We start from the raw sequence: 16,559 nt of genomic DNA on the forward strand, positions 1-16,559 counted from the left end.
GCCTTTGCCCCGCCGCCCGTGCCCCCGCGCCTCAAGCCCGCGCCGGCGCGTAGCCCGCCGCTCGGATCGCGGCCTCCACCTTGTCCGCCTGGTCGGCGCCGCTGACGGTAACGCGGTGCGATTCGAGATCCACCGTCACATGCGCGCCCGGGGCTGCCTCGGCAACCGCCTGGGTAATGGCCCTGACGCAATGGCCGCAGGTCATGTCGGGAACCTGGAAAGCGATAGTCATGCTGTTCTCCTGTCGGATATCGGGATAGGCCGCGGAACCTCCGTCAGCCATGGACGCAGCTTAAACGTTTCCATGATGGGAAGGTCAAGCGTAGAATGAACGGCGCCTTTCCGCCATGAGAACCCTCAAGGAGCGTGCATGAACATCGGCCAGGCCGCCCGGGCGTCGGGCATCTCCGCCAAAATGATCCGCTATTACGAAGGCATCGGCCTGATCGGCCCGGCCTCGCGTTCGGACGCGGGCTACCGCATCTATACCGAGCACGACCTGCACACGCTGCGCTTCGTGCGGCGCGCGCGCGACCTGGGCTTTTCGGTAGAGCAGATGCACGAGCTGCTGGCCCTGTGGCGCGACCGCAGCCGCGCCAGCGCCGACGTCAAGCGCATCGCGCTGGCCCACGTGGACGAATTGGAGCGCAAGGCCCAGGCCCTGCGCGAAATGGCCGACACGCTCAAGCACCTGGCCCGCCACTGTCACGGCGACGCGCGGCCGGACTGCCCCATCCTGGAAAGCCTGGGCAACCCGGGCAACGAAACGCCGCCCTGCCACTAGGGCCCGCGCGCTCAGGCCGCCGCCGCTTCCTGCGTCTGCGCCTGCGCCGCCGCGGCTTCGGCCTTGAGCCGCGCGCGCTCGCGCACCTCGCGCACGCCCTCGGCATCGAGCGACTCGAACACCGCGATGGATTCCACGTGACCGGTGTGCGGGAACATGTTGATGACGCCCGCGCTCTTCAGCACGTAGCCGCCCTCGTGCACCATGATGGCCGCGTCGCGCGCCAGGGTCGCCGGGTTACAGGAGACGTACACGATGCGGCGCGGGCGCTCTCCCGGCTCGAGCTGCGAGAGCGCCTGCGCCACGGCCTGCGCGCCCTCGCGCGGCGGGTCGATCAGCATGCGGTCGAAATAGCCCAGCCCGCGCAGCCACGCCACGTCCACCTCGAACAGGTTCAGCGTGGAAAAGCGGGTGCTGCCGGCCAGGCCGTGCCGGGCGGCCGCCTCCATGGCGCGGTCGGTGAGCGCCTTGCTGCCTTCCACCCCCACCGCCTCGCGCGCCTGGGTGGCCAGCGGCAGCGTGAAATTGCCCAGGCCGCAGAACAGGTCGGCCACGCGGTCCTGCGGCTGCACCTCCAGCAGCTTGAGCGCGCGCGACACCATGGCGCGGTTGATGGCATGGTTGACCTGGGTGAAGTCCGTCGGACGGTACGGCATGCGCAGGCCGAATTCGGGCATGGTGTAGGCCAGCGTGTCGCCGTGCTCGCGCTCCAGCGGATGCACGGTGTCGGGGCCCTTGGGCTGCAGCCACCATTGCACGCCGTAGCGCGCGGCGAACTCGCGCAGACAGGCGAGGTCGTGGCCGGTCAGCGGCACCAGGTGGCGCAGCACCAGGGCCGTGACGCCCTCGCCCAGCGCCACTTCGATCTGCGGCATGCAGTCGGGCGCGGACAGCGAAGCGATCAGCGCGCGCAGCGGCAGCAGCACGTCGCTCACGTGGCGCGGCAGCACGTGGCATTCGCGCATGTCGGCCACATAGCTGCTCTTGCGTTCATGAAAGCCCACCAGCACCCCGCCCTTCTTGGGCACCACGCGCACCGACAGGCGGGCGCGGTAGCGGTAGCCCCAGGTGGGCCCGGCCAGCGGCGGCAAGATGCGCGCCGGACGCAGCTTGCCCACGTGCCAGAAGGTGTCTTCCAGCGAGCGCTGCTTGATCGCCACCTGCGTGGAAGGCTCCAGGTGCTGCATGGCGCAGCCGCCGCAGACGCCGAAATGCGGGCAGCGCGGCGCCACCCGCTGCGACGACGGACGCAGGATTTCTTCCACCCTGGCGGTTTCGTAGGAAGGCTTGCGCCGCACCGTGACGGCGCGCACGCGCTCGCCCGGCAAGGCCCCTTCCACGAATATCACCTTCCCGTCGCGGCGGGCGATGCCCCGGGCTTCCAGGTCCAGGGATTCGATATTCAAAACGTCCGACATCTCAAAGCAGTCCAGAATTTCAGGCAACCCGCTATTGTAGTGGGAGCGGGGACGCCGCCGGAACGGCACCCGGACCGCGGGAAAAAAAGGGCCGCCGGCGCCCGCCTCGCGGCGGGCCGCCCGCGGCCCAAAGGCCGGCGCTGTCTACGCCGCCACGGATGTCAGAAGGTGCGCGACACGGAGAACACCGCGCCCAGCCGGCCCGACGGGTGGCCGTACTTGGTGGGAAGCCAGTTGTCCTTGGTGGCGCCCACGGCCGCCAGTCCCAGCACCCAGCCCTTGATGTCCTTGGTTACCCCGAGCTTGTAGTCCACGTAATGGCCGATGGAGTCGCCGTCCATGTCGGTCTGGTTTTTCAGTTTCTGATAGCCCAGGTGCCCGACCAGGCCCCAGCCGTCGCCCAGGTCGAAGTTGGCGGTGCCGTCCAGGTACCAGGTGCCTTTGCTGTCGGGCGTGCTGAAGAAATCGCTCGGGGTGTAGGAGTACTTCAGCGTGAAGGCGCCATAGGTCGCGCCCAAGTAGAGGTCGGTGTTGTTGTAGTTGCCGCCCTTGGGAGAACTGGAGCCCGGGTAGTAGTAGTGCAGCACGCCCGCGTCCAGCGAGAACCCGCCGCCGACCTCGCCCTTCCAGCCGCCGTAGAAGTCCATCTCCAGATTGCCGTCGGTGAAGACGAAGTCGGACACGTTGGAGTTCCAGTTGCCCAGGTAGAAGCCCGAGCTGTGGGTGAGGTCGAAACCGAGCTGGGCCGCCGGGCGGAAGTCGGTCTGCGAATAACCGCGGAACCGGTAGTCGTTGGTGATCGTGGCATTGCCGCTGAGGGAGAAACCGCCGCCCAGGTCGGTGGGCTCGGCATGCGCGAATCCGGCGAAACAAGCGGCAAGCGCAAAGGGCAAGGCTAGCAGCGTCTTCTTCATGGTGCGATAGTCCTGATCGGATTGGAGTATGGAAGGACGGCCCGCAGGCGCATCCGGCTGGCCGGCGGCGCAGCGGCACTGCGCCGGCCCGATCCAGTTGAAGCAATGTCCATGCCAGGTTTTCGCACCGCGTCCGGCATCCCGCGCGCCACCGCCGCGCACCATTGCGGTGCGCCCCCGCCGGCCGGCGGGGGCGTGACGGCCCCGTTCCGGGAATCGCGCGCCATGACGGGGCACGAGGCGGCCTGCGGGCGCACCGGGCGGGGGTTCGCCACAACGAAAAAAGCCCCGGCGCCATGGGCGTGCGGGGCGGGAACTGCCGGCGGGCGCATCCGCGCCGGCCATGACGGCCGGCGCGGACAGCCGCGGATCAGTTGGCGGGCGGCGGCGGGGGCGCGTCGGCGCCGGGGGTCTTGGCGCGGTGCGCTTCCATCTTGGCGCGGTGCTGCTCCATGCGCGCCTGCCGTTCTTTCAGCATGGTCGCGATCTGGCCGCGCTGCGTTTCGTTCAGGCTGTCCCAGACGGCCAGCCATTTGTCGCGCACCTGCTTGGCGCGGACGCCGAACGCTTCGCGCTGCTTGTCTTCCTGGGCCATGAGGGCGCGCGGATCGAGCTTGCCGCTGTCGAGCTGCGCCTTCAGCAGCTCGTGGCGCTCGCCGCCCTGGCGCACGGCGTCGCGCAGTTCGCGCTGGGCGTCCTGGGCGGCCTTCAGCGCGGCCTGCTGCTTCTCATCGAGCTTGAGCACGCCGATCTGCGCCTTGGACAGGGGGCCCAGGCCCGGGATGAACATGCCGTCGCGCATGTCCTGGCGCCAGCCGCGCGGTCCTTTGTGGCCTTGCCCTTCGTGCATGTGGGCCGGCCCGTGCCCCGGCGCCTGGGCGGGCGGAGCCGCCATCACGGAGCCTGCAAGCAGACCGCTGGCGGCGGCGGCCAGGGTCATGGCGGCCAGATGGGAACGGATAGCGATTCGGGACATGTAGGTCTCCTGAAAGTGAAGAAAGCGAAGCCATTGTGCTGGCCGCCCGGTTTCATCCGGGTTTCGCCGGCGCCTTCCATGTTTCAGTCGATTGCGCCCGCCCAAGGCAGGCCTCGCGCGGCGGCGCCTCAAGCCCGCAGCGCGTACATGAGGAAATCGCGCGGCGCGCCGCGCACGATGCGGTACCCCGAGAGCGTACCCTCGCAGCGCATGCCCAGCCGCTCCAGCACGGCGCGCGAACGGAGATTGGTGTCGAGCACCGTGGCCTGCACCCGCTGCAGGCCACGCTCCTGGAACGCCCAGCGCAGCACGGCCTGCGCCGCCCGCGTGGCCAAGCCCTGGCCCCAGGCCGCGGGGCTCAGGTCGAACGCCAATTCGGCCCGGCCGTGCTCCAGCGCGACCTCGTTGAAGCCGATGGTGCCCTCCAGCGCGTCGTCGGCGCGGCGCGCGATGGCCCAGCGCCACGGCCCTTGCGGACCGCCGTAGCCCGCGATGAGCTCCGCCACGCGCTGCGGCGTCACGCGGGTCCAGCTCGTATCGCGCGTAACGTCGTCGCGGCGCAGGTACTCGTACCAGGCCAGCGCGTCGGTGGGCATGAGCCCGCGCAGCGCATGGCGGGCGTCGTCGAGGCGGGGCTGTCCGGCGGACATGCTCGCTCCTGTGGCGCGCCGCGGCCCCGCCTGGCGCGGAGCCGGACGCAGGTCAGGCGGCGTCCCAGGCCGCCATGTATTCCTTCCAGTGCGGCGCGCCGCTGGCCGACAGCGTGTCGCGCACCAGCGCGATTTCGCTCTCGTAGGCAGTGCGGTCGAGTTCGCCGCGCAGGAAGCGGAAACGGCAGTAGACGAGCCAGGTGTTGACCACGTCCGTCTCGCAATAGGCGCGCACCTCGTCGGCGCGGCCCTGGCTCCAGGCCTCCCAGACCTTGCTGCCGTCCATGCCCAGCTTGCCCGGAAACCCGCAGAGCTTGGCCAGTTCGTCCAGCGGCGCATTGGCGCGCCCGTTGTACTTGGCCAGCAGGTCCATCAGGTCGAGATGGCGCATGTGGTAGCGCGAGATGTAGTTGTTGAACTTGAAGTCGCGGTCTTCGTCGCCCATGTCCCAGTAGCGGGGCGCGGGCACGCCATGGATCAGGCTGCGGTAGTGCAGCACCGGCAGGTCGAAACCCGAGCCGTTCCAGCTCACGAGCTTGGGGGTATAGCGTTCGATGGTCTTGAAGAAGCCCGCGAGCAGCGCCGCTTCCGGGTCGTCGGCCTGGCCCAGCGTCTTGACGCGCAAGCCCTGGTCGTCGCGGAACACGCAGCCGATCACGGCGACCTTGTGCAGGTGCAGCGGCAGGAAGTCGTGCCCCACCGCTTCGCGGCGGGCCGCCAGCGCGCGCTCCACCACTTCCGCGTCGGGCACGTCGGCGCCCCAGCCGTTGAGCTTGCGCAGCCCTTCGGCGTCGGGAATGGTTTCGAGGTCGAAGACCAGGGCGGGCGTCATCGCGAAGGCAGGTATTGAAGCGGATCCACGGGCGTGCCCTGGCGCCGGATCTCGAAATGCAGCCGCGGCGAGGTGGTGTCGCTCTGGCCGATTTCGGCGATCTTCGCGCCGCGCTTCACGTTCTGGCCGGTCTTGACCAGCAGGGAACGGTTGTGCGCGTAGGCGGTGATGAAGCCGTTGTCGTGGTTCACGATGATGAGGTTGCCCAGGCCGCGCACGCCGTTGCCGCTGTACATGACCTTGCCGTCGGCGGCCGCGAGCACCGGGTCGCCCAGCGCGCCCGCGATGTCGATGCCCTTGGTGTTGTTGTTGAAGCCGGTGATGATCTGGCCTTGCGCGGGCCAGCCCCAGTTGACCACGTTGGCGTCGGCCGCGCGCGCGGCCTTGGTTTCCACCGGCGCGGGCGCAACCGGCGCGGCGGGCGTCTCGGGCGCGGCCGGGGCCGCGGGCGCGGCGGGCGTCTCGGGCTGGTCCAGCGGACGCGGCTGCGGCTTGGCGCTGGACACCGGCGCGGTCTGCGTGCCGCCGCCCGCGGACGCCGACAGCCGCAGCACCTGGCCCACGGAAATCTGGTTGGGGTCGCTGAGGTTGTTCCAGCGCTTGAGATTCTCGATGTCGACGTTGTTGGCGCGCGCGATCTTGTACAGCGTGTCGCCGGGCTTCACGACATAGCTGCCGCCCGGCTGCGCCGAGGAAGCGCCCTGGCTTCCGGTCAGGTCGACCACCGGGGCGCGCGTGCCCTTGGAAGCGCAGCCCGCCAGGATGGCCAGGCTGAGTGCGCCAGCCACGAAAAGCGGGCGGCGCAGGCGCGCAACCTGCGCGCCAGGATTCATTTCGGTCAGTTGCAACTGCCCGTTGAGCATACGTTTCTCCTGTTTGCTCAAGATTGTATTCCGGCCCGTAGCGGCACAAAGCGCACGGCCTCTAACTCTGTACGTTTCCAGCTTGCGGCGCCGGTGCGCTCGATAAGCACCAGCCTCTGGGACGCTCCGCCTTCGGGCGCGATCAGTCGTCCGCCCGGCGCGAGCTGCGTGAGCAGGGCCTGCGGAATCGCAAGGCCCGCGGCAGCCACAACAATAGCATCGAAAGGCGCCACGCCGGGCAGGCCCAGCGTGCCGTCGCCGTAGATGAGGCGGATGCGCGTGGTGAGCCGCAGCGCGCGCAGATGCTCGCGCGCCAGCTCGTAGAGCCCGCGGATGCGTTCGATGGCATGCACCTCGCGCACGAACTGCGCCAGCACCGCAGCCTGGTAGCCGCAGCCCGCGCCGACCTCGAGCACGCGCGTGGGCGTGCGGTCTTCGCACACCGCGGAGATCATGCGCGCCACCACCCAGGGCTGGGAAATGGTTTGCGAATGGCCGATGGGCAGCGCCGCGTCTTCGTAGGCCCGGCTGGCCAGCGCCTCGTCCACGAACAGGTGGCGCGGCACCGCCGCCATGGCGTTGAGCACGCGCTCGTCGGTAATGCCCTGGCTGCGCAGGCGCTGCACCATGGCCTGGCGCAGGCGGTCGGAGTTCAGGCCCAGGTTGCCCGCCGATGCGGGCGCGGGCGCCTGCGCCTGGCGCGGCAGCGTGGCCGCCGAGACGCGCGTGTTGCTGTTGGCCGGCGTGATGCCCGGGCCGAGTTCGCCCGAGCCGTGCCGCGCCGCGCGCGGGCGCCCTGGCGCGCCGTGGGAGGCGCCTGGCTGGCTGACGCGGCGGCTCGCGGAAGCGCCTTCGTGCGGCGCGCTGCGGTATTCGCCCTTGGGGCGGCCGGGCGGTTTCATAGCGGCTCCGCCCAGGCCCGGATTTCGTCGAGCTGGCTGTGCTGGGTGAGGTCGAGCCGCAGGGGCGTGATGGAAACCGCCCCTTGCGACACGGCGTGGAAATCGGTGCCCGGCGCGGCGTCGGCGGCCAGGCCGACCGGCCCGATCCAGTACACCGGATCGCCATAGGGCGTGGTGGTGCGCACCACCGGCTCGGACGGATGGCGCTTGCCCAGCCGCGTGACTTCGAAACCGCGCATGTCCTCGAAGCGGCGGCTGGGAATGTTGACGTTGAGCAGCACCGGCGCGGCCAGGGGTTGCGCGAGCTGGCGTTCGACCACCAGGCGCGCGGCGCGCGCGGCCGACTCGATGTGCTCCCAACCCTTTTCGGCCAGGGAGAAGGCGATGGCGGGAATGCCGAACAGGTAGCCTTCGCTGGCCGCGGCCACGGTGCCCGAATAGAGCGTGTCGTCGCCCATGTTGGCCCCGTTGTTGATGCCCGAGACGACGAGGTCGGGCCGCGCGTCCATGAGGCCGGTGAGCGCCACGTGCACGCAGTCGGAGGGCGTGCCGTTGACGGCGATGAAGCCGTTGGAGGCGGTGCGCACCGACAGCGGGCGGTTCAGCGTGAGGGAATTGGACGCGCCGCTGTGGTTGGTTTCGGGCGCGACGACGGTGAGATCGCCCAGCCCCTTCAGGGCCTCGACCAGCGCTTCGAGCCCGGGAGCGGTGTATCCATCATCGTTCGAAACCAGAATTCGCATTGTGCATCCGAAAGAAAATAAAACGCGGGTGGACGAGCCGAATTGTACCGTCCGGCGGGTCGGTCCGCTGCGTCCCCGCTCCCCATCCCCTCGGTAACCCGCAGGCGGCGCACCGCATCGGCGCGGTAGAATCCGCAGCCATCGAGAACACTAACCAGACAACAACGGATACGCTTTTCATGGCAACTCCCTCCCTGGCGCACGTCGCCGCCCTCGTCGTGCTGGCCTACCTCATCGGCTCGGTGCCTTTCGCCGTGGTGGTCAGCAAGCTCATGGGCCTGCAGGATCCGCGCAGCTACGGTTCCGGCAACCCCGGCGCCACCAACGTGCTGCGTACCGGCAACAAGACCGCCGCGCTGCTCACGCTGCTGGGCGACGCGGCCAAGGGCTGGTTCGGCGTCTGGCTGGCCGAGCGGCTGGCGCCGGGCATCGGTCCGGGCGCGCTGGCCGCCGTGGCGGTGGCGGCGTTCCTGGGCCACCTGTATCCGGTGTTCCTGCGCTTCAAGGGCGGCAAGGGAGTGGCAACGGCGCTGGGCGTGCTCCTGGCCATCCAGCCCGGGCTCGCGCTGGCCGCCGCGGCCACCTGGCTCATCATCGCCGTGTTCTTCCGCTATTCGTCGCTGGCCTCGCTGGTGGCCGCGTTTTTCGCCCCGGTGTATTACGTCTTCGGCTCCGGCCTGGCATGGCGGGCCGAGCCGGCGCTGGGCGTCGCGCTGGCGGTGATCGGCCTGCTGCTCTTCTATCGCCACCGCGCCAACATCGGCCGGCTGCTGCGCGGCACCGAAAGCAAGATCGGCGGCAAGAAAAAACCGGGCTGACGCCCGGCGCGCTCCAGCCCGCCGGGGGCGGCCCTGGCCGCCCCCGCGCGTTTTCAGGCGATTTCCGCCAGATCCCAGCGCGGCTTCACCGTGAAGGCATGGGCGTCGGCATCGAGCACCGCGAGCCCGGCCTTCACGCGCTCGGCCGCGGCGAAGGCGATCATGGCGCCGTTGTCGGTGCACAGCGAAAGCGGCGGAAAATACGCACGCGCCTTGGTCGGCTCGAGCGCCGCCGCCAGCTTCGCGCGCAGCAGGCGGTTGGCGCCCACGCCGCCGGCCACCACCAGGCGCTTGAGCCCGGTCTGCTTCAGGGCGCGCACCGATTTGGCGCACAGCACGTCCACGATGGCGGCCTGCGTGGCCGCGGCGAGATCGGCGCGGGTCTGCTCGTCGATCGCGCCGTCCGGCGACGCCGCCCTGACGCGGGTCAGCACGGCCGTCTTCAGGCCGCTGAAGCTGAAATCCAGATCGCCGCTGTGCAGCATGGGGCGCGGCAGGTCGAAACGCGCGGCATCGCCCTGCTCGGCCAGCCGCGACAGGGCCGGCCCGCCCGGATAGCCCAGGCCCAGCAGCTTGGCGGACTTGTCGAAGGCCTCGCCGGCCGCGTCGTCCAGGGTTTCGCCCAGCAGCTCGTAACGGCCTACGCCGTCCACGCGCATGAGCTGCGTATGGCCGCCGGACACCAGCAGCGCCACGAACGGAAACTCGGGGCGCGGATCGGCCAGCATGGGCGAGAGCAGATGCCCCTCCAGGTGATGGATGCCGATGGCCGGCAGGCGGCGCGACCAGGCCAACGCCTGCGCCACGCTGGCGCCCACCAGCAGCGCCCCGGCCAGGCCGGGGCCGGCGGTATAGGCCACGGCGTCGACGTCGGACAGGGCGAGCCCCGCTTCCTGCAGCACCTGGCGCGTGAGCGGCACCACGCGGCGGATATGGTCGCGCGAGGCGAGCTCGGGCACCACGCCGCCGTATTCCTGGTGCATGGCGATCTGGGTGTGCAACGCGTGGGCCAGCAGGCCCCGCTCGGTGCAGACGGCGGCCACGCCGGTTTCGTCGCACGAGCTTTCAAAGCCGAGAATGATCATGGCGGCAGAGTTTACAACTGATGCGAAAATACGCCGTTATTGCAACCGATGGGCGCGCCGCGCCCGCCACACCTTCGACACGCCTCTCAACACCCTGGGGACCAGAATGCTGGAGAAGCTATTCAAGCTGCGTGACCACGGCACGACCGCCAAGACGGAGATCATGGCCGGCCTGACGACATTCCTCACCATGTCGTACATCATATTCGTCAATCCGGACATCCTGTCCTCGACGGGCATGGACCGCTCGGCCGTGTTCGTCGCCACCTGCCTGGCGGCGGCGCTGGGTTCGCTGGTCATGGCGCTGATCGCCAACTGGCCCATCGGCATGGCGCCCGGCATGGGCCTGAACGCGTTCTTCGCCTTCACCGTGGTCAAGACCATGGGCTATACCTGGGAGCAGGCGCTGGGCGCGGTGTTCATCTCGGGCGTGATCTTCCTGGCGCTGACGTTTTCCGGCATCCGGGTCTGGCTGGTGAAGGGCATTCCGCATTCGCTGCGCAGCGCCATCGCCGCCGGCATCGGGCTCTTCCTGGCCATCATCGCGCTGGCCACCTCGGGCATCGTGGCCGCGCACCCGGTCACCAAGGTCACGCTGGGCGACCTGACCCAGCCCGGCCCGCTCTTCGCCATCCTGGGCTTTTTCATCATCGCCTCGCTGGACGCGCTGCGCGTGCGCGGCGCCATCCTGATCGGCATCCTGGCGGTAACGCTGCTGTCCATGGCGCTGGGCTACAACGAGTTCAAGGGCATCTTCTCGCCGCCGCCCAGCCTCGCACCCACCTTCTTCAAGCTGGACATCCTGGGCGCGCTGCACAGCGGCTTCGTGCACGTGATCCTGGTGTTCGTGCTGGTCGAGGTGTTCGATGCCACCGGCACGCTGGTGGGCGTGGCCAAGCGGGCCGGCCTCATGCCGGAGGACAAGCCCAACCGCCTCGGGCGCGCCCTGTTCGCCGACAGCACGGCCATCGTGGCCGGCTCCATGCTGGGCACCAGCAGCACCACGGCCTACGTGGAAAGCGCGTCCGGCGTGCAGGCCGGCGGCCGCACCGGCCTGACCGCGCTGGTGGTGGCCCTGCTCTTTCTGGCCGCCCTCTTCATCTCGCCGCTGGCGGGCGCCGTGCCGGGCTACGCCACCGCGCCCGCCCTGCTCTATGTGGCCGGCCTCATGATGCGCGAAATGATAGACATCGACTGGAACGACGTCACCGAAGCCACCCCGGCCGCGCTCACCGCGCTCATCATGCCGTTCACCTACTCCATCGCCAACGGCATCGCCTTCGGCTTCATCAGCTACGTGGTGCTCAAGACCGCCACGGGCAAGATCCGCCAGGTGCACGCGGCGACCTGGCTGGTGGCGGCGCTCTTCGTGGTGCGCTATGCCTTCTTTCCCGGCTGAGGCGGGCGCCGCCTCGCTATCGGCCCGATTGAACGCCGCTATCAACCCGGCGCTTCATAAGGTTGCTGGGCGCCGCGCCTGATTTCGCCGATACACTCCCTATATGCAAGCGTACAGGGAGTCTGTTTTGCGCATCATCCACCACCCGCTCTGCGCCGGGCGGGCCGGCGGCCGTTTCACGAGGAGGCACCGCTCATGAACGTCCTGGCCCGCACCCCGCTGTCCATTCTCGACCTCGCCCCCATCGTGCAGGGCGGCGACGCCGCCGCCGCGTTCCGCAACACGGTGGCGGTGGCGCAGGCTGCCGAGCGCCTGGGCTACAAGCGCTTCTGGCTGGCCGAGCACCACAACATCCCCGGCGTGGCCAGCAGCGCCACGGCCGTGCTGATCGGCCACGTGGCCTCGCAGACCCGCACGCTGCGCGTCGGTTCGGGCGGCGTCATGCTGCCCAATCACGCGCCCCTCATCATCGCCGAGCAGTTCGGCACGCTCGAATCCCTGTACCCCGGCCGCATCGACCTGGGGCTGGGCCGCGCGCCCGGCAGCGACGGCGCCACGCAGCATGCGCTGCGCCGCGACCCGCGCAGCGGCTTCGAGTTTCCGGCGCTGCTGGAAGAATTGCGGGGCTTCTTCGCCCCGGCCCGTCCCGGGCAGGCCGTGCGGGCGATTCCCGGCGCCGGCCTGGACATTCCCATCTGGCTGCTGGGCTCCAGCGATTTCAGCGCGCGCCTGGCCGCCGAGCTCGGCCTGCCGTTTTCCTTCGCGGGCCATTTCTCGCCCGAAGGCATGGCGGCCATGCGGCTCTACCGCCACCTGTTCAAGCCTTCCGACACGCTGCAAAAGCCCTACGCCATGATTGGCGTGCCCGTGGTGGCGGCCGACACGGACGCGCGCGCAGAACGCCTGGGCACCACGCAGCAGCTGAAGTTCCTGAACATGGTGCGCGGCAACCGCCAACCCCTGCAGCCGCCCGTGGATTCCATGGACGGCCTCTGGAGCGACTGGGAGCGCGAAGCCGTGCGCCAGCGGCTGGCCGCCGCCATCGTGGGCGGGCCCGACACTGTCAAGCACAAGCTGGAAGCGCTCATCGCCGAAACCCAGGCGGACGAAGTAATGATCGTGTCCGACTTCTACGACATCGAAGACCGCCTGCGGTCGTTCGAGATCGTCGCCTCGCTCAGGCAAGGCGCGGGCGTGTCCACCCAGACCGCCTGACGGCCGCCAACCATTTGCGAAGCGGGCGCCGCCCGCTCTACTATGAAACCTATCGTCCTGCCTGCCGCGCGGGCGTGCCCGGGCCCCGCCCGCCTCTTACCCCTTCCCGCCCCCCGTTTTATGCCGCACCGCGGCAAGGAACCGAAATGAGCATTGTTGAACTCACCAAAGACAGCTTCCAGGACGCCATCACGCCCGACGGCACGCTTATCGTGGACTTCTGGGCGCCTTGGTGCGGCCCGTGCCGCGGCTTCGCGCCGGTTTTCGAGCAGGCCGCGGCCGAGCATCCCGACGTCACGTTCGCCAAGGTGAACACCGACGTGGAACAGGAACTGGCCGGCGCCCTGGGCATCCGCTCCATTCCCACTCTCATGGTGTTCCGCGAAAAAGTGCTGCTGTTCTCGCAACCGGGCGCCCTCTCGGCCGGCCAGCTCAACGAGCTGCTCACCAAGGTCAAGGAAGTGGACATGAAGCAGGTCCACGAGGAAATCGCCGCCGCCCAGGACGGCAAGGACAACTGACCTCAGGGGCGGCACGCCCGCTGCGCGCGCCCGCTGCGCACGCCCACGCACGCCCGTTAAGCGCGTCCGCTACACGCGTCCGTTACACGCGTCCGTTACACGCGTCCGTTACGCCAGCACTTCCCAGGCGGAGCGGCCGCGCGTGATGTTGGCCAGCGTGGATTCCAGTTCGCCGATGGCGCCGCGCGGCGCGGTAAAGCGCAGCGTGACGCCATCGGCGCCGAATTCCTCGTGCACCACGGCGGCGCCTGCCTGCGCCAGGCGCGACTTGACCAGCGGCAGCTCCGCATAACCGCAAGCGCACGACACGGTCGCCAGGTCCACGATTTCCACGCGCTCGCCCAGCCGCAGGCAATTGGCGGCGCAGCCGCCATAGGCGCGCACCAGCCCGCCCGCGCCCAGCTTCACGCCCCCGAACCAGCGCACCACCAGCACCGCCACGCGGTCCATGCCCTGCCCTTCGATGGCTTGCAGGATGGGCCGCCCCGCCGTGCCGCCCGGCTCGCCGTCGTCATTGAAGCGGTATTCCTGGCCGATGCGGTACGCCCAGCAGTTGTGGGTGGCGTCGGGCACGCTGTGCGCCGCGAAGAAACGCATCGCCTCGTCCACGCCGGCCACCGGAGCGGCATGGGCGAGGAAACGGCTTTTCTTGATGTCTTCGTGGTGGGAACAGGGCGCGGCCAGGGTGTGCGTCATAGCCGCGCATTGTAAACAGCGGGCGGCCGTTCAGCCGTGACAGTCGGGCACTTCCTGGTCCAGGTAGACGTCGAAGGCCACGTCCCTCGCCCACTTGGCCGCCATTTCTTTCCAGGCGCCGTCGCGGCCCCATTGCCGCATGCGCGCCTGCAGCCACTGCCGGCTGGCTTCGTCGCCTTCGGGCAGCAGCCATTGCCGCTCGCGCCTGGCGCCCTCGGCGGCCAGCGTGGCGGAGAATTTCTTCCATTCGGGAAAGCGCATCAGCGGCTCCCAGACCGCGTCGTCCACCAGGCCGAGGTCGCAGGCGCCTTCACGCACGGCCACCAGCGCGTCGGACGGTACGCGGTAGCGCCGCACCTGCGCGCCCCAGGACTCGGCCAGCTCGCCCGCCGCGCGCGCGGCTTCGGCCACGCAGGCCGTGCGCCCGCGCGCGTCGGCGCCTCGGCGCATGGCCGTGTCGCTGCGGATCACCGCTTTGGGCCGGGTGGCATAGCCGCTGGGCACCACGGCCACGCCCGCCGCCGATGGCGTGCCTTGCCCGCCATCGGCCAGCACCACGTCGGCCTGTCCGGCCGCCAGCGCCGCCGCGGCCTCGCCGGCTCCGACCTGGCGCAATTGCACGGCCACGCCCAGTTCTTTGGCCAGCCGCTCGGCGGCCGGCAGGTCCAGCCCCTCGGGCGTGCGCACTTTGGCCCCCGCCACCGGAGGCGGCGCCAGATAGGGCACGCCCACCACCAGGGTGCCACGCTGCCTTGCGGCGGCGAACGCGCCGGCGCCGTCCTGCGCGCCGCCGGCCCACTGCGGCAGGCAGGCGATGACCGCCAGCCCCAGCGCGCCGGCGAGGGCGGCGCGGGCGCGCGGCGGCAGACGCGGAAACGCGGCCATGGCGATGCGCGTCCTTCAGACGTATTGGTAGCGCAGCAGCCGGTGCTTGAGGTTCTCAAGCACGAACTGGTCGATGAGCGCGGCCAGCACGGCAATGACGAGGATGTTGGCCATGACGCCCGTCATGTCGGCGATTTCGCCCGAATACGCCAGCGAGCGGCCCAGGCCCTTGCCGAAGCCGATCAGCATTTCGGCCGAGATCAGCGCGCGCCAGGCGTTGCCGAAGGCAAGCTGGGCGCCGGTGATGAGCTCGGGCATGACGGCCGGCAGATACACGCGGCGCACCAGCGCCCAGGGCGAGGCGCCCATGACGCGGGCGGCCGACACGTGCACGCGCTGCACCGACTCGGTGGCGTTCATGACGCTGAGCGCGGCCGGGAAGAACGCGGCCAGCGCCACCACCACGACGATGGGCGTATTGCCGAAACCCATGACGATGAGAAACAGCGGCACCCAGGCGATGGACGGGATGGACTGCAGGATGACGATGGCGCTGCGCAGCACTTCACGGAAGAAGAACAGCACCGCCGCCACCAATCCGAAGCCGATGCCGGCAGCCAGCGCCAGGCCATAGCCCGCGCCCAGCCGGCCCAGCGTGCCCAGCAGGCTCTGGTGAAAGGAGGATTTGCCGATTTCCTCGGCCAGTCGCCCGATCACGGCGGGCACGCCCGGCATCAGGAAGTCGGGCAAGGCCAGCGAAGCAGCCTGCCAAAGGGCCAGAATGAATAATACGCCCAGCACGCCCGCAAGATGCTTGCGGGCGCCGGTGACTCGGGTGGAGGTGCTCAAAGCTTGCGCGCCTCTTGCCAGGACAGGTCGACGATGGAAGACACGTCATACGGCTTGCCGTCGCGGGTCTTGAGCGACCCCTGGGCCTGCAGGATGTCGGCGATTTCCTGCATGCGCTTGGTGTCCTTGTCGGTCAGCTTGGGGGTGAACACCTGCGTGCGGATGGCCTCGGCGATCACGGTTTCGCGGGGCAGTTCGCCGCGCTTGAGCGTCTTGAGGGTGGGCTCGGCAATGAAGTACGAGGCGATGAGCTTGGATGCCTGCTCCGGCTGCTTCTGCAGCAGCGCGATGGCTTCGTTCTGCGCGTCCAGCGCCTTCCACACCGCGTCCTTGCGCTTGGAGAGCGTCTCGCCCGAGGTGATGACCACCATGCACGGGAAGGGCCAGGCCTGGCCCACTTCGTAGATCTGCTTGACCGGCGCCACCAGCTGCGCGATGCGGTCGTAGGGCTCGAACAGGAAGGCCGCGTCCACGCGCTTGCCCACCAGCGACTGCACCGCCACGGCCGGGCTCACGCCCATGATGTTGACGTCGTCGGCGGAGAGCCTGCCCTGCTTGAGCACCACGCCCTTGAGCACCACGTCGGCCGTGCTGCCCTCGGCCTGCGAGGCCAGGGTCTTGCCCTTCAGGCCAGCGATGTCCTGGATGCCGGAATCATCGCGCACCACGAGGGAGTGGTAACCCTGCTGCGCGCCGCCCACGACCTTGAGGTCGGCGCCCTTGGACGCCCACGCCACGGCGTTGGTGAAGCCCAGCACGCCGATGTCGAGCTGCCCGCCCACGATGGCCTTGATGAGGTCGGTGCCCGACTTGAATTCAACCAGCTCCGTATCGAGCCCGGCCTTTTTGTAGAAGCCGCCCTCCTGCGCCACGATGGCCTGCGCGTCGTCCATGACACGCAGGTAGCCCACGCGGAATTTCTCGGCGGCCATGGCGGGCGCCGCGGCGAGGACGGCCGCGGCCAGCGGCAGGGACAGCCATTGCTTCAGTTTCATCGAAAGCTCCAGAAGATGCATGCGGGGCGCGCCGCGCCCCTCGAATCGGAAATGGAATACGGTTGCGCGGCGGC

19 protein-coding genes are annotated in these 16,559 nt (G+C 69.6%); 5 read left to right on the forward strand and 14 right to left on the reverse strand.

Going from position 1 to position 16,559, the window contains the following annotated elements:
* Window positions 1–31 precede the first annotated feature (31 nt).
* A complete protein-coding gene (locus NGJ44_RS19925; RefSeq protein WP_251865373.1) occupies window positions 32–232 on the reverse strand; it encodes a heavy-metal-associated domain-containing protein in 201 nt (66 codons plus the stop codon).
* A 138-nt stretch (window positions 233–370) separates the two neighbouring features.
* On the opposite strand from NGJ44_RS19925, the gene cueR reads away from it, so the two are divergent.
* On the forward strand, window positions 371–784 hold the full coding sequence (gene cueR, locus NGJ44_RS19930) for a Cu(I)-responsive transcriptional regulator (protein ID WP_251865376.1): 414 nt from the start codon (window positions 371–373) through the stop codon (window positions 782–784).
* An 11-nt stretch (window positions 785–795) separates the two neighbouring features.
* On the opposite strand, the gene rlmD is transcribed toward cueR, so the two are convergent.
* The 8 genes from rlmD to surE all read right to left on the reverse strand — a co-directional run bounded on the left by rlmD (window position 796) and on the right by surE (window position 8,082).
* Window positions 796–2,202, reverse strand: coding sequence for a 23S rRNA (uracil(1939)-C(5))-methyltransferase RlmD (gene rlmD / locus NGJ44_RS19935; RefSeq protein ID WP_251865378.1), 1,407 nt, complete (start codon window positions 2,200–2,202; stop codon window positions 796–798).
* A 161-nt stretch (window positions 2,203–2,363) separates the two neighbouring features.
* Window positions 2,364–3,116, reverse strand: coding sequence for a TorF family putative porin (locus NGJ44_RS19940; RefSeq protein ID WP_251865380.1), 753 nt, complete (start codon window positions 3,114–3,116; stop codon window positions 2,364–2,366).
* A 370-nt stretch (window positions 3,117–3,486) separates the two neighbouring features.
* Window positions 3,487–4,092: a hypothetical protein gene (locus tag NGJ44_RS19945; protein WP_251865382.1), complete on the reverse strand. Its 606-nt coding sequence runs from the start codon at window positions 4,090–4,092 to the stop codon at window positions 3,487–3,489.
* Window positions 4,093–4,220: 128 nt separating this feature from the next.
* Entirely contained in the window at window positions 4,221–4,742 is a 522-nt protein-coding gene (locus NGJ44_RS19950) for a GNAT family N-acetyltransferase (protein WP_251865384.1), read from the reverse strand.
* Between the two features lie 52 nt (window positions 4,743–4,794).
* A complete protein-coding gene (locus tag NGJ44_RS19955; RefSeq protein ID WP_251865386.1) occupies window positions 4,795–5,574 on the reverse strand; it encodes a 3'-5' exonuclease in 780 nt (259 codons plus the stop codon).
* Complete coding sequence (locus NGJ44_RS19960; RefSeq protein ID WP_251865388.1) at window positions 5,571–6,437, reverse strand: peptidoglycan DD-metalloendopeptidase family protein; 867 nt, start codon at window positions 6,435–6,437, stop codon at window positions 5,571–5,573. The genes NGJ44_RS19955 and NGJ44_RS19960 overlap by 4 nt, the downstream gene beginning before the upstream one ends.
* A 17-nt stretch (window positions 6,438–6,454) precedes the next feature.
* Window positions 6,455–7,186: a protein-L-isoaspartate(D-aspartate) O-methyltransferase gene (locus NGJ44_RS19965; protein WP_353506968.1), complete on the reverse strand. Its 732-nt coding sequence runs from the start codon at window positions 7,184–7,186 to the stop codon at window positions 6,455–6,457.
* Between the two features lie 149 nt (window positions 7,187–7,335).
* Window positions 7,336–8,082 (reverse strand): 5'/3'-nucleotidase SurE, encoded by a 747-nt coding sequence (gene surE, locus NGJ44_RS19970; RefSeq protein ID WP_053246645.1) that lies wholly within the window; start codon window positions 8,080–8,082, stop codon window positions 7,336–7,338.
* A gap of 179 nt (window positions 8,083–8,261) precedes the next feature.
* Here surE and plsY point away from each other — a divergent pair, with 179 nt between their 5' ends.
* A complete protein-coding gene (gene plsY, locus NGJ44_RS19975; protein ID WP_251865392.1) occupies window positions 8,262–8,900 on the forward strand; it encodes a glycerol-3-phosphate 1-O-acyltransferase PlsY in 639 nt (212 codons plus the stop codon).
* Between the two features lie 53 nt (window positions 8,901–8,953).
* On the opposite strand, the gene tsaD is transcribed toward plsY, so the two are convergent.
* Window positions 8,954–9,985 carry a tRNA (adenosine(37)-N6)-threonylcarbamoyltransferase complex transferase subunit TsaD gene (gene tsaD / locus NGJ44_RS19980; RefSeq protein ID WP_053246647.1) on the reverse strand — a complete coding sequence of 344 codons (1,032 nt, stop codon included), beginning with the start codon at window positions 9,983–9,985 and terminating at the stop codon, window positions 8,954–8,956.
* A gap of 106 nt (window positions 9,986–10,091) precedes the next feature.
* Here tsaD and NGJ44_RS19985 point away from each other — a divergent pair, with 106 nt between their 5' ends.
* The 3 genes from NGJ44_RS19985 to NGJ44_RS19995 all read left to right on the forward strand — a co-directional run bounded on the left by NGJ44_RS19985 (window position 10,092) and on the right by NGJ44_RS19995 (window position 13,120).
* Complete coding sequence (locus NGJ44_RS19985; RefSeq protein WP_251865394.1) at window positions 10,092–11,384, forward strand: NCS2 family permease; 1,293 nt, start codon at window positions 10,092–10,094, stop codon at window positions 11,382–11,384.
* 195 nt (window positions 11,385–11,579) lie between these two features.
* Window positions 11,580–12,599, forward strand: coding sequence for an LLM class flavin-dependent oxidoreductase (locus NGJ44_RS19990; RefSeq protein ID WP_251865396.1), 1,020 nt, complete (start codon window positions 11,580–11,582; stop codon window positions 12,597–12,599).
* Window positions 12,600–12,745: 146 nt separating this feature from the next.
* On the forward strand, window positions 12,746–13,120 hold the full coding sequence (locus NGJ44_RS19995) for a thioredoxin family protein (protein ID WP_251865398.1): 375 nt from the start codon (window positions 12,746–12,748) through the stop codon (window positions 13,118–13,120).
* Window positions 13,121–13,228: 108 nt separating this feature from the next.
* On the opposite strand, the gene NGJ44_RS20000 is transcribed toward NGJ44_RS19995, so the two are convergent.
* The 4 genes from NGJ44_RS20000 to NGJ44_RS20015 are packed head-to-tail and all read right to left on the reverse strand — an operon-like array spanning window position 13,229 to window position 16,485.
* Window positions 13,229–13,816 (reverse strand): IMPACT family protein, encoded by a 588-nt coding sequence (locus NGJ44_RS20000; protein WP_251865399.1) that lies wholly within the window; start codon window positions 13,814–13,816, stop codon window positions 13,229–13,231.
* Between the two features lie 30 nt (window positions 13,817–13,846).
* On the reverse strand, window positions 13,847–14,701 hold the full coding sequence (locus NGJ44_RS20005) for a transporter substrate-binding domain-containing protein (RefSeq protein ID WP_251865401.1): 855 nt from the start codon (window positions 14,699–14,701) through the stop codon (window positions 13,847–13,849).
* 15 nt (window positions 14,702–14,716) lie between these two features.
* On the reverse strand, window positions 14,717–15,490 hold the full coding sequence (locus NGJ44_RS20010; protein WP_053246690.1) for an ABC transporter permease: 774 nt from the start codon (window positions 15,488–15,490) through the stop codon (window positions 14,717–14,719).
* A complete protein-coding gene (locus tag NGJ44_RS20015) occupies window positions 15,487–16,485 on the reverse strand; it encodes an ABC transporter substrate-binding protein (RefSeq protein WP_053246689.1) in 999 nt (332 codons plus the stop codon). The genes NGJ44_RS20010 and NGJ44_RS20015 overlap by 4 nt, the downstream gene beginning before the upstream one ends.
* Between the last annotated feature and the right edge of the window lie 74 nt (window positions 16,486–16,559).

Origin of the sequence: Achromobacter sp. Marseille-Q4962, assembly GCF_943737005.1 — a bacterium.
Lineage (GTDB): Bacteria > Pseudomonadota > Gammaproteobacteria > Burkholderiales > Burkholderiaceae_B > Achromobacter.

Bases quoted from the DNA above. Each gene is read 5' to 3' on its own strand.
- surE (WP_053246645.1), bottom strand. From the start codon at position 8,082: ATGCGAATTCTGGTTTCGAACGATGATGGATACACCGCTCCCGGGCTC.
- NGJ44_RS19950 (WP_251865384.1), bottom strand. From the start codon at position 4,742: ATGTCCGCCGGACAGCCCCGCCTCGACGACGCCCGCCATGCGCTGCGC.
- NGJ44_RS19940 (WP_251865380.1), bottom strand. From the start codon at position 3,116: ATGAAGAAGACGCTGCTAGCCTTGCCCTTTGCGCTTGCCGCTTGTTTC.
- NGJ44_RS20000 (WP_251865399.1), bottom strand. From the start codon at position 13,816: ATGACGCACACCCTGGCCGCGCCCTGTTCCCACCACGAAGACATCAAG.
- tsaD (WP_053246647.1), bottom strand. From the start codon at position 9,985: ATGATCATTCTCGGCTTTGAAAGCTCGTGCGACGAAACCGGCGTGGCC.
- NGJ44_RS19995 (WP_251865398.1), top strand. From the start codon at position 12,746: ATGAGCATTGTTGAACTCACCAAAGACAGCTTCCAGGACGCCATCACG.
- NGJ44_RS20005 (WP_251865401.1), bottom strand. From the start codon at position 14,701: ATGGCCGCGTTTCCGCGTCTGCCGCCGCGCGCCCGCGCCGCCCTCGCC.
- NGJ44_RS19985 (WP_251865394.1), top strand. From the start codon at position 10,092: ATGCTGGAGAAGCTATTCAAGCTGCGTGACCACGGCACGACCGCCAAG.
- NGJ44_RS19990 (WP_251865396.1), top strand. From the start codon at position 11,580: ATGAACGTCCTGGCCCGCACCCCGCTGTCCATTCTCGACCTCGCCCCC.
- NGJ44_RS20015 (WP_053246689.1), bottom strand. From the start codon at position 16,485: ATGAAACTGAAGCAATGGCTGTCCCTGCCGCTGGCCGCGGCCGTCCTC.
- NGJ44_RS19925 (WP_251865373.1), bottom strand. From the start codon at position 232: ATGACTATCGCTTTCCAGGTTCCCGACATGACCTGCGGCCATTGCGTC.
- NGJ44_RS19955 (WP_251865386.1), bottom strand. From the start codon at position 5,574: ATGACGCCCGCCCTGGTCTTCGACCTCGAAACCATTCCCGACGCCGAA.
- cueR (WP_251865376.1), top strand. From the start codon at position 371: ATGAACATCGGCCAGGCCGCCCGGGCGTCGGGCATCTCCGCCAAAATG.
- plsY (WP_251865392.1), top strand. From the start codon at position 8,262: ATGGCAACTCCCTCCCTGGCGCACGTCGCCGCCCTCGTCGTGCTGGCC.
- rlmD (WP_251865378.1), bottom strand. From the start codon at position 2,202: ATGTCGGACGTTTTGAATATCGAATCCCTGGACCTGGAAGCCCGGGGC.
- NGJ44_RS19945 (WP_251865382.1), bottom strand. From the start codon at position 4,092: ATGTCCCGAATCGCTATCCGTTCCCATCTGGCCGCCATGACCCTGGCC.
- NGJ44_RS19960 (WP_251865388.1), bottom strand. From the start codon at position 6,437: ATGCTCAACGGGCAGTTGCAACTGACCGAAATGAATCCTGGCGCGCAG.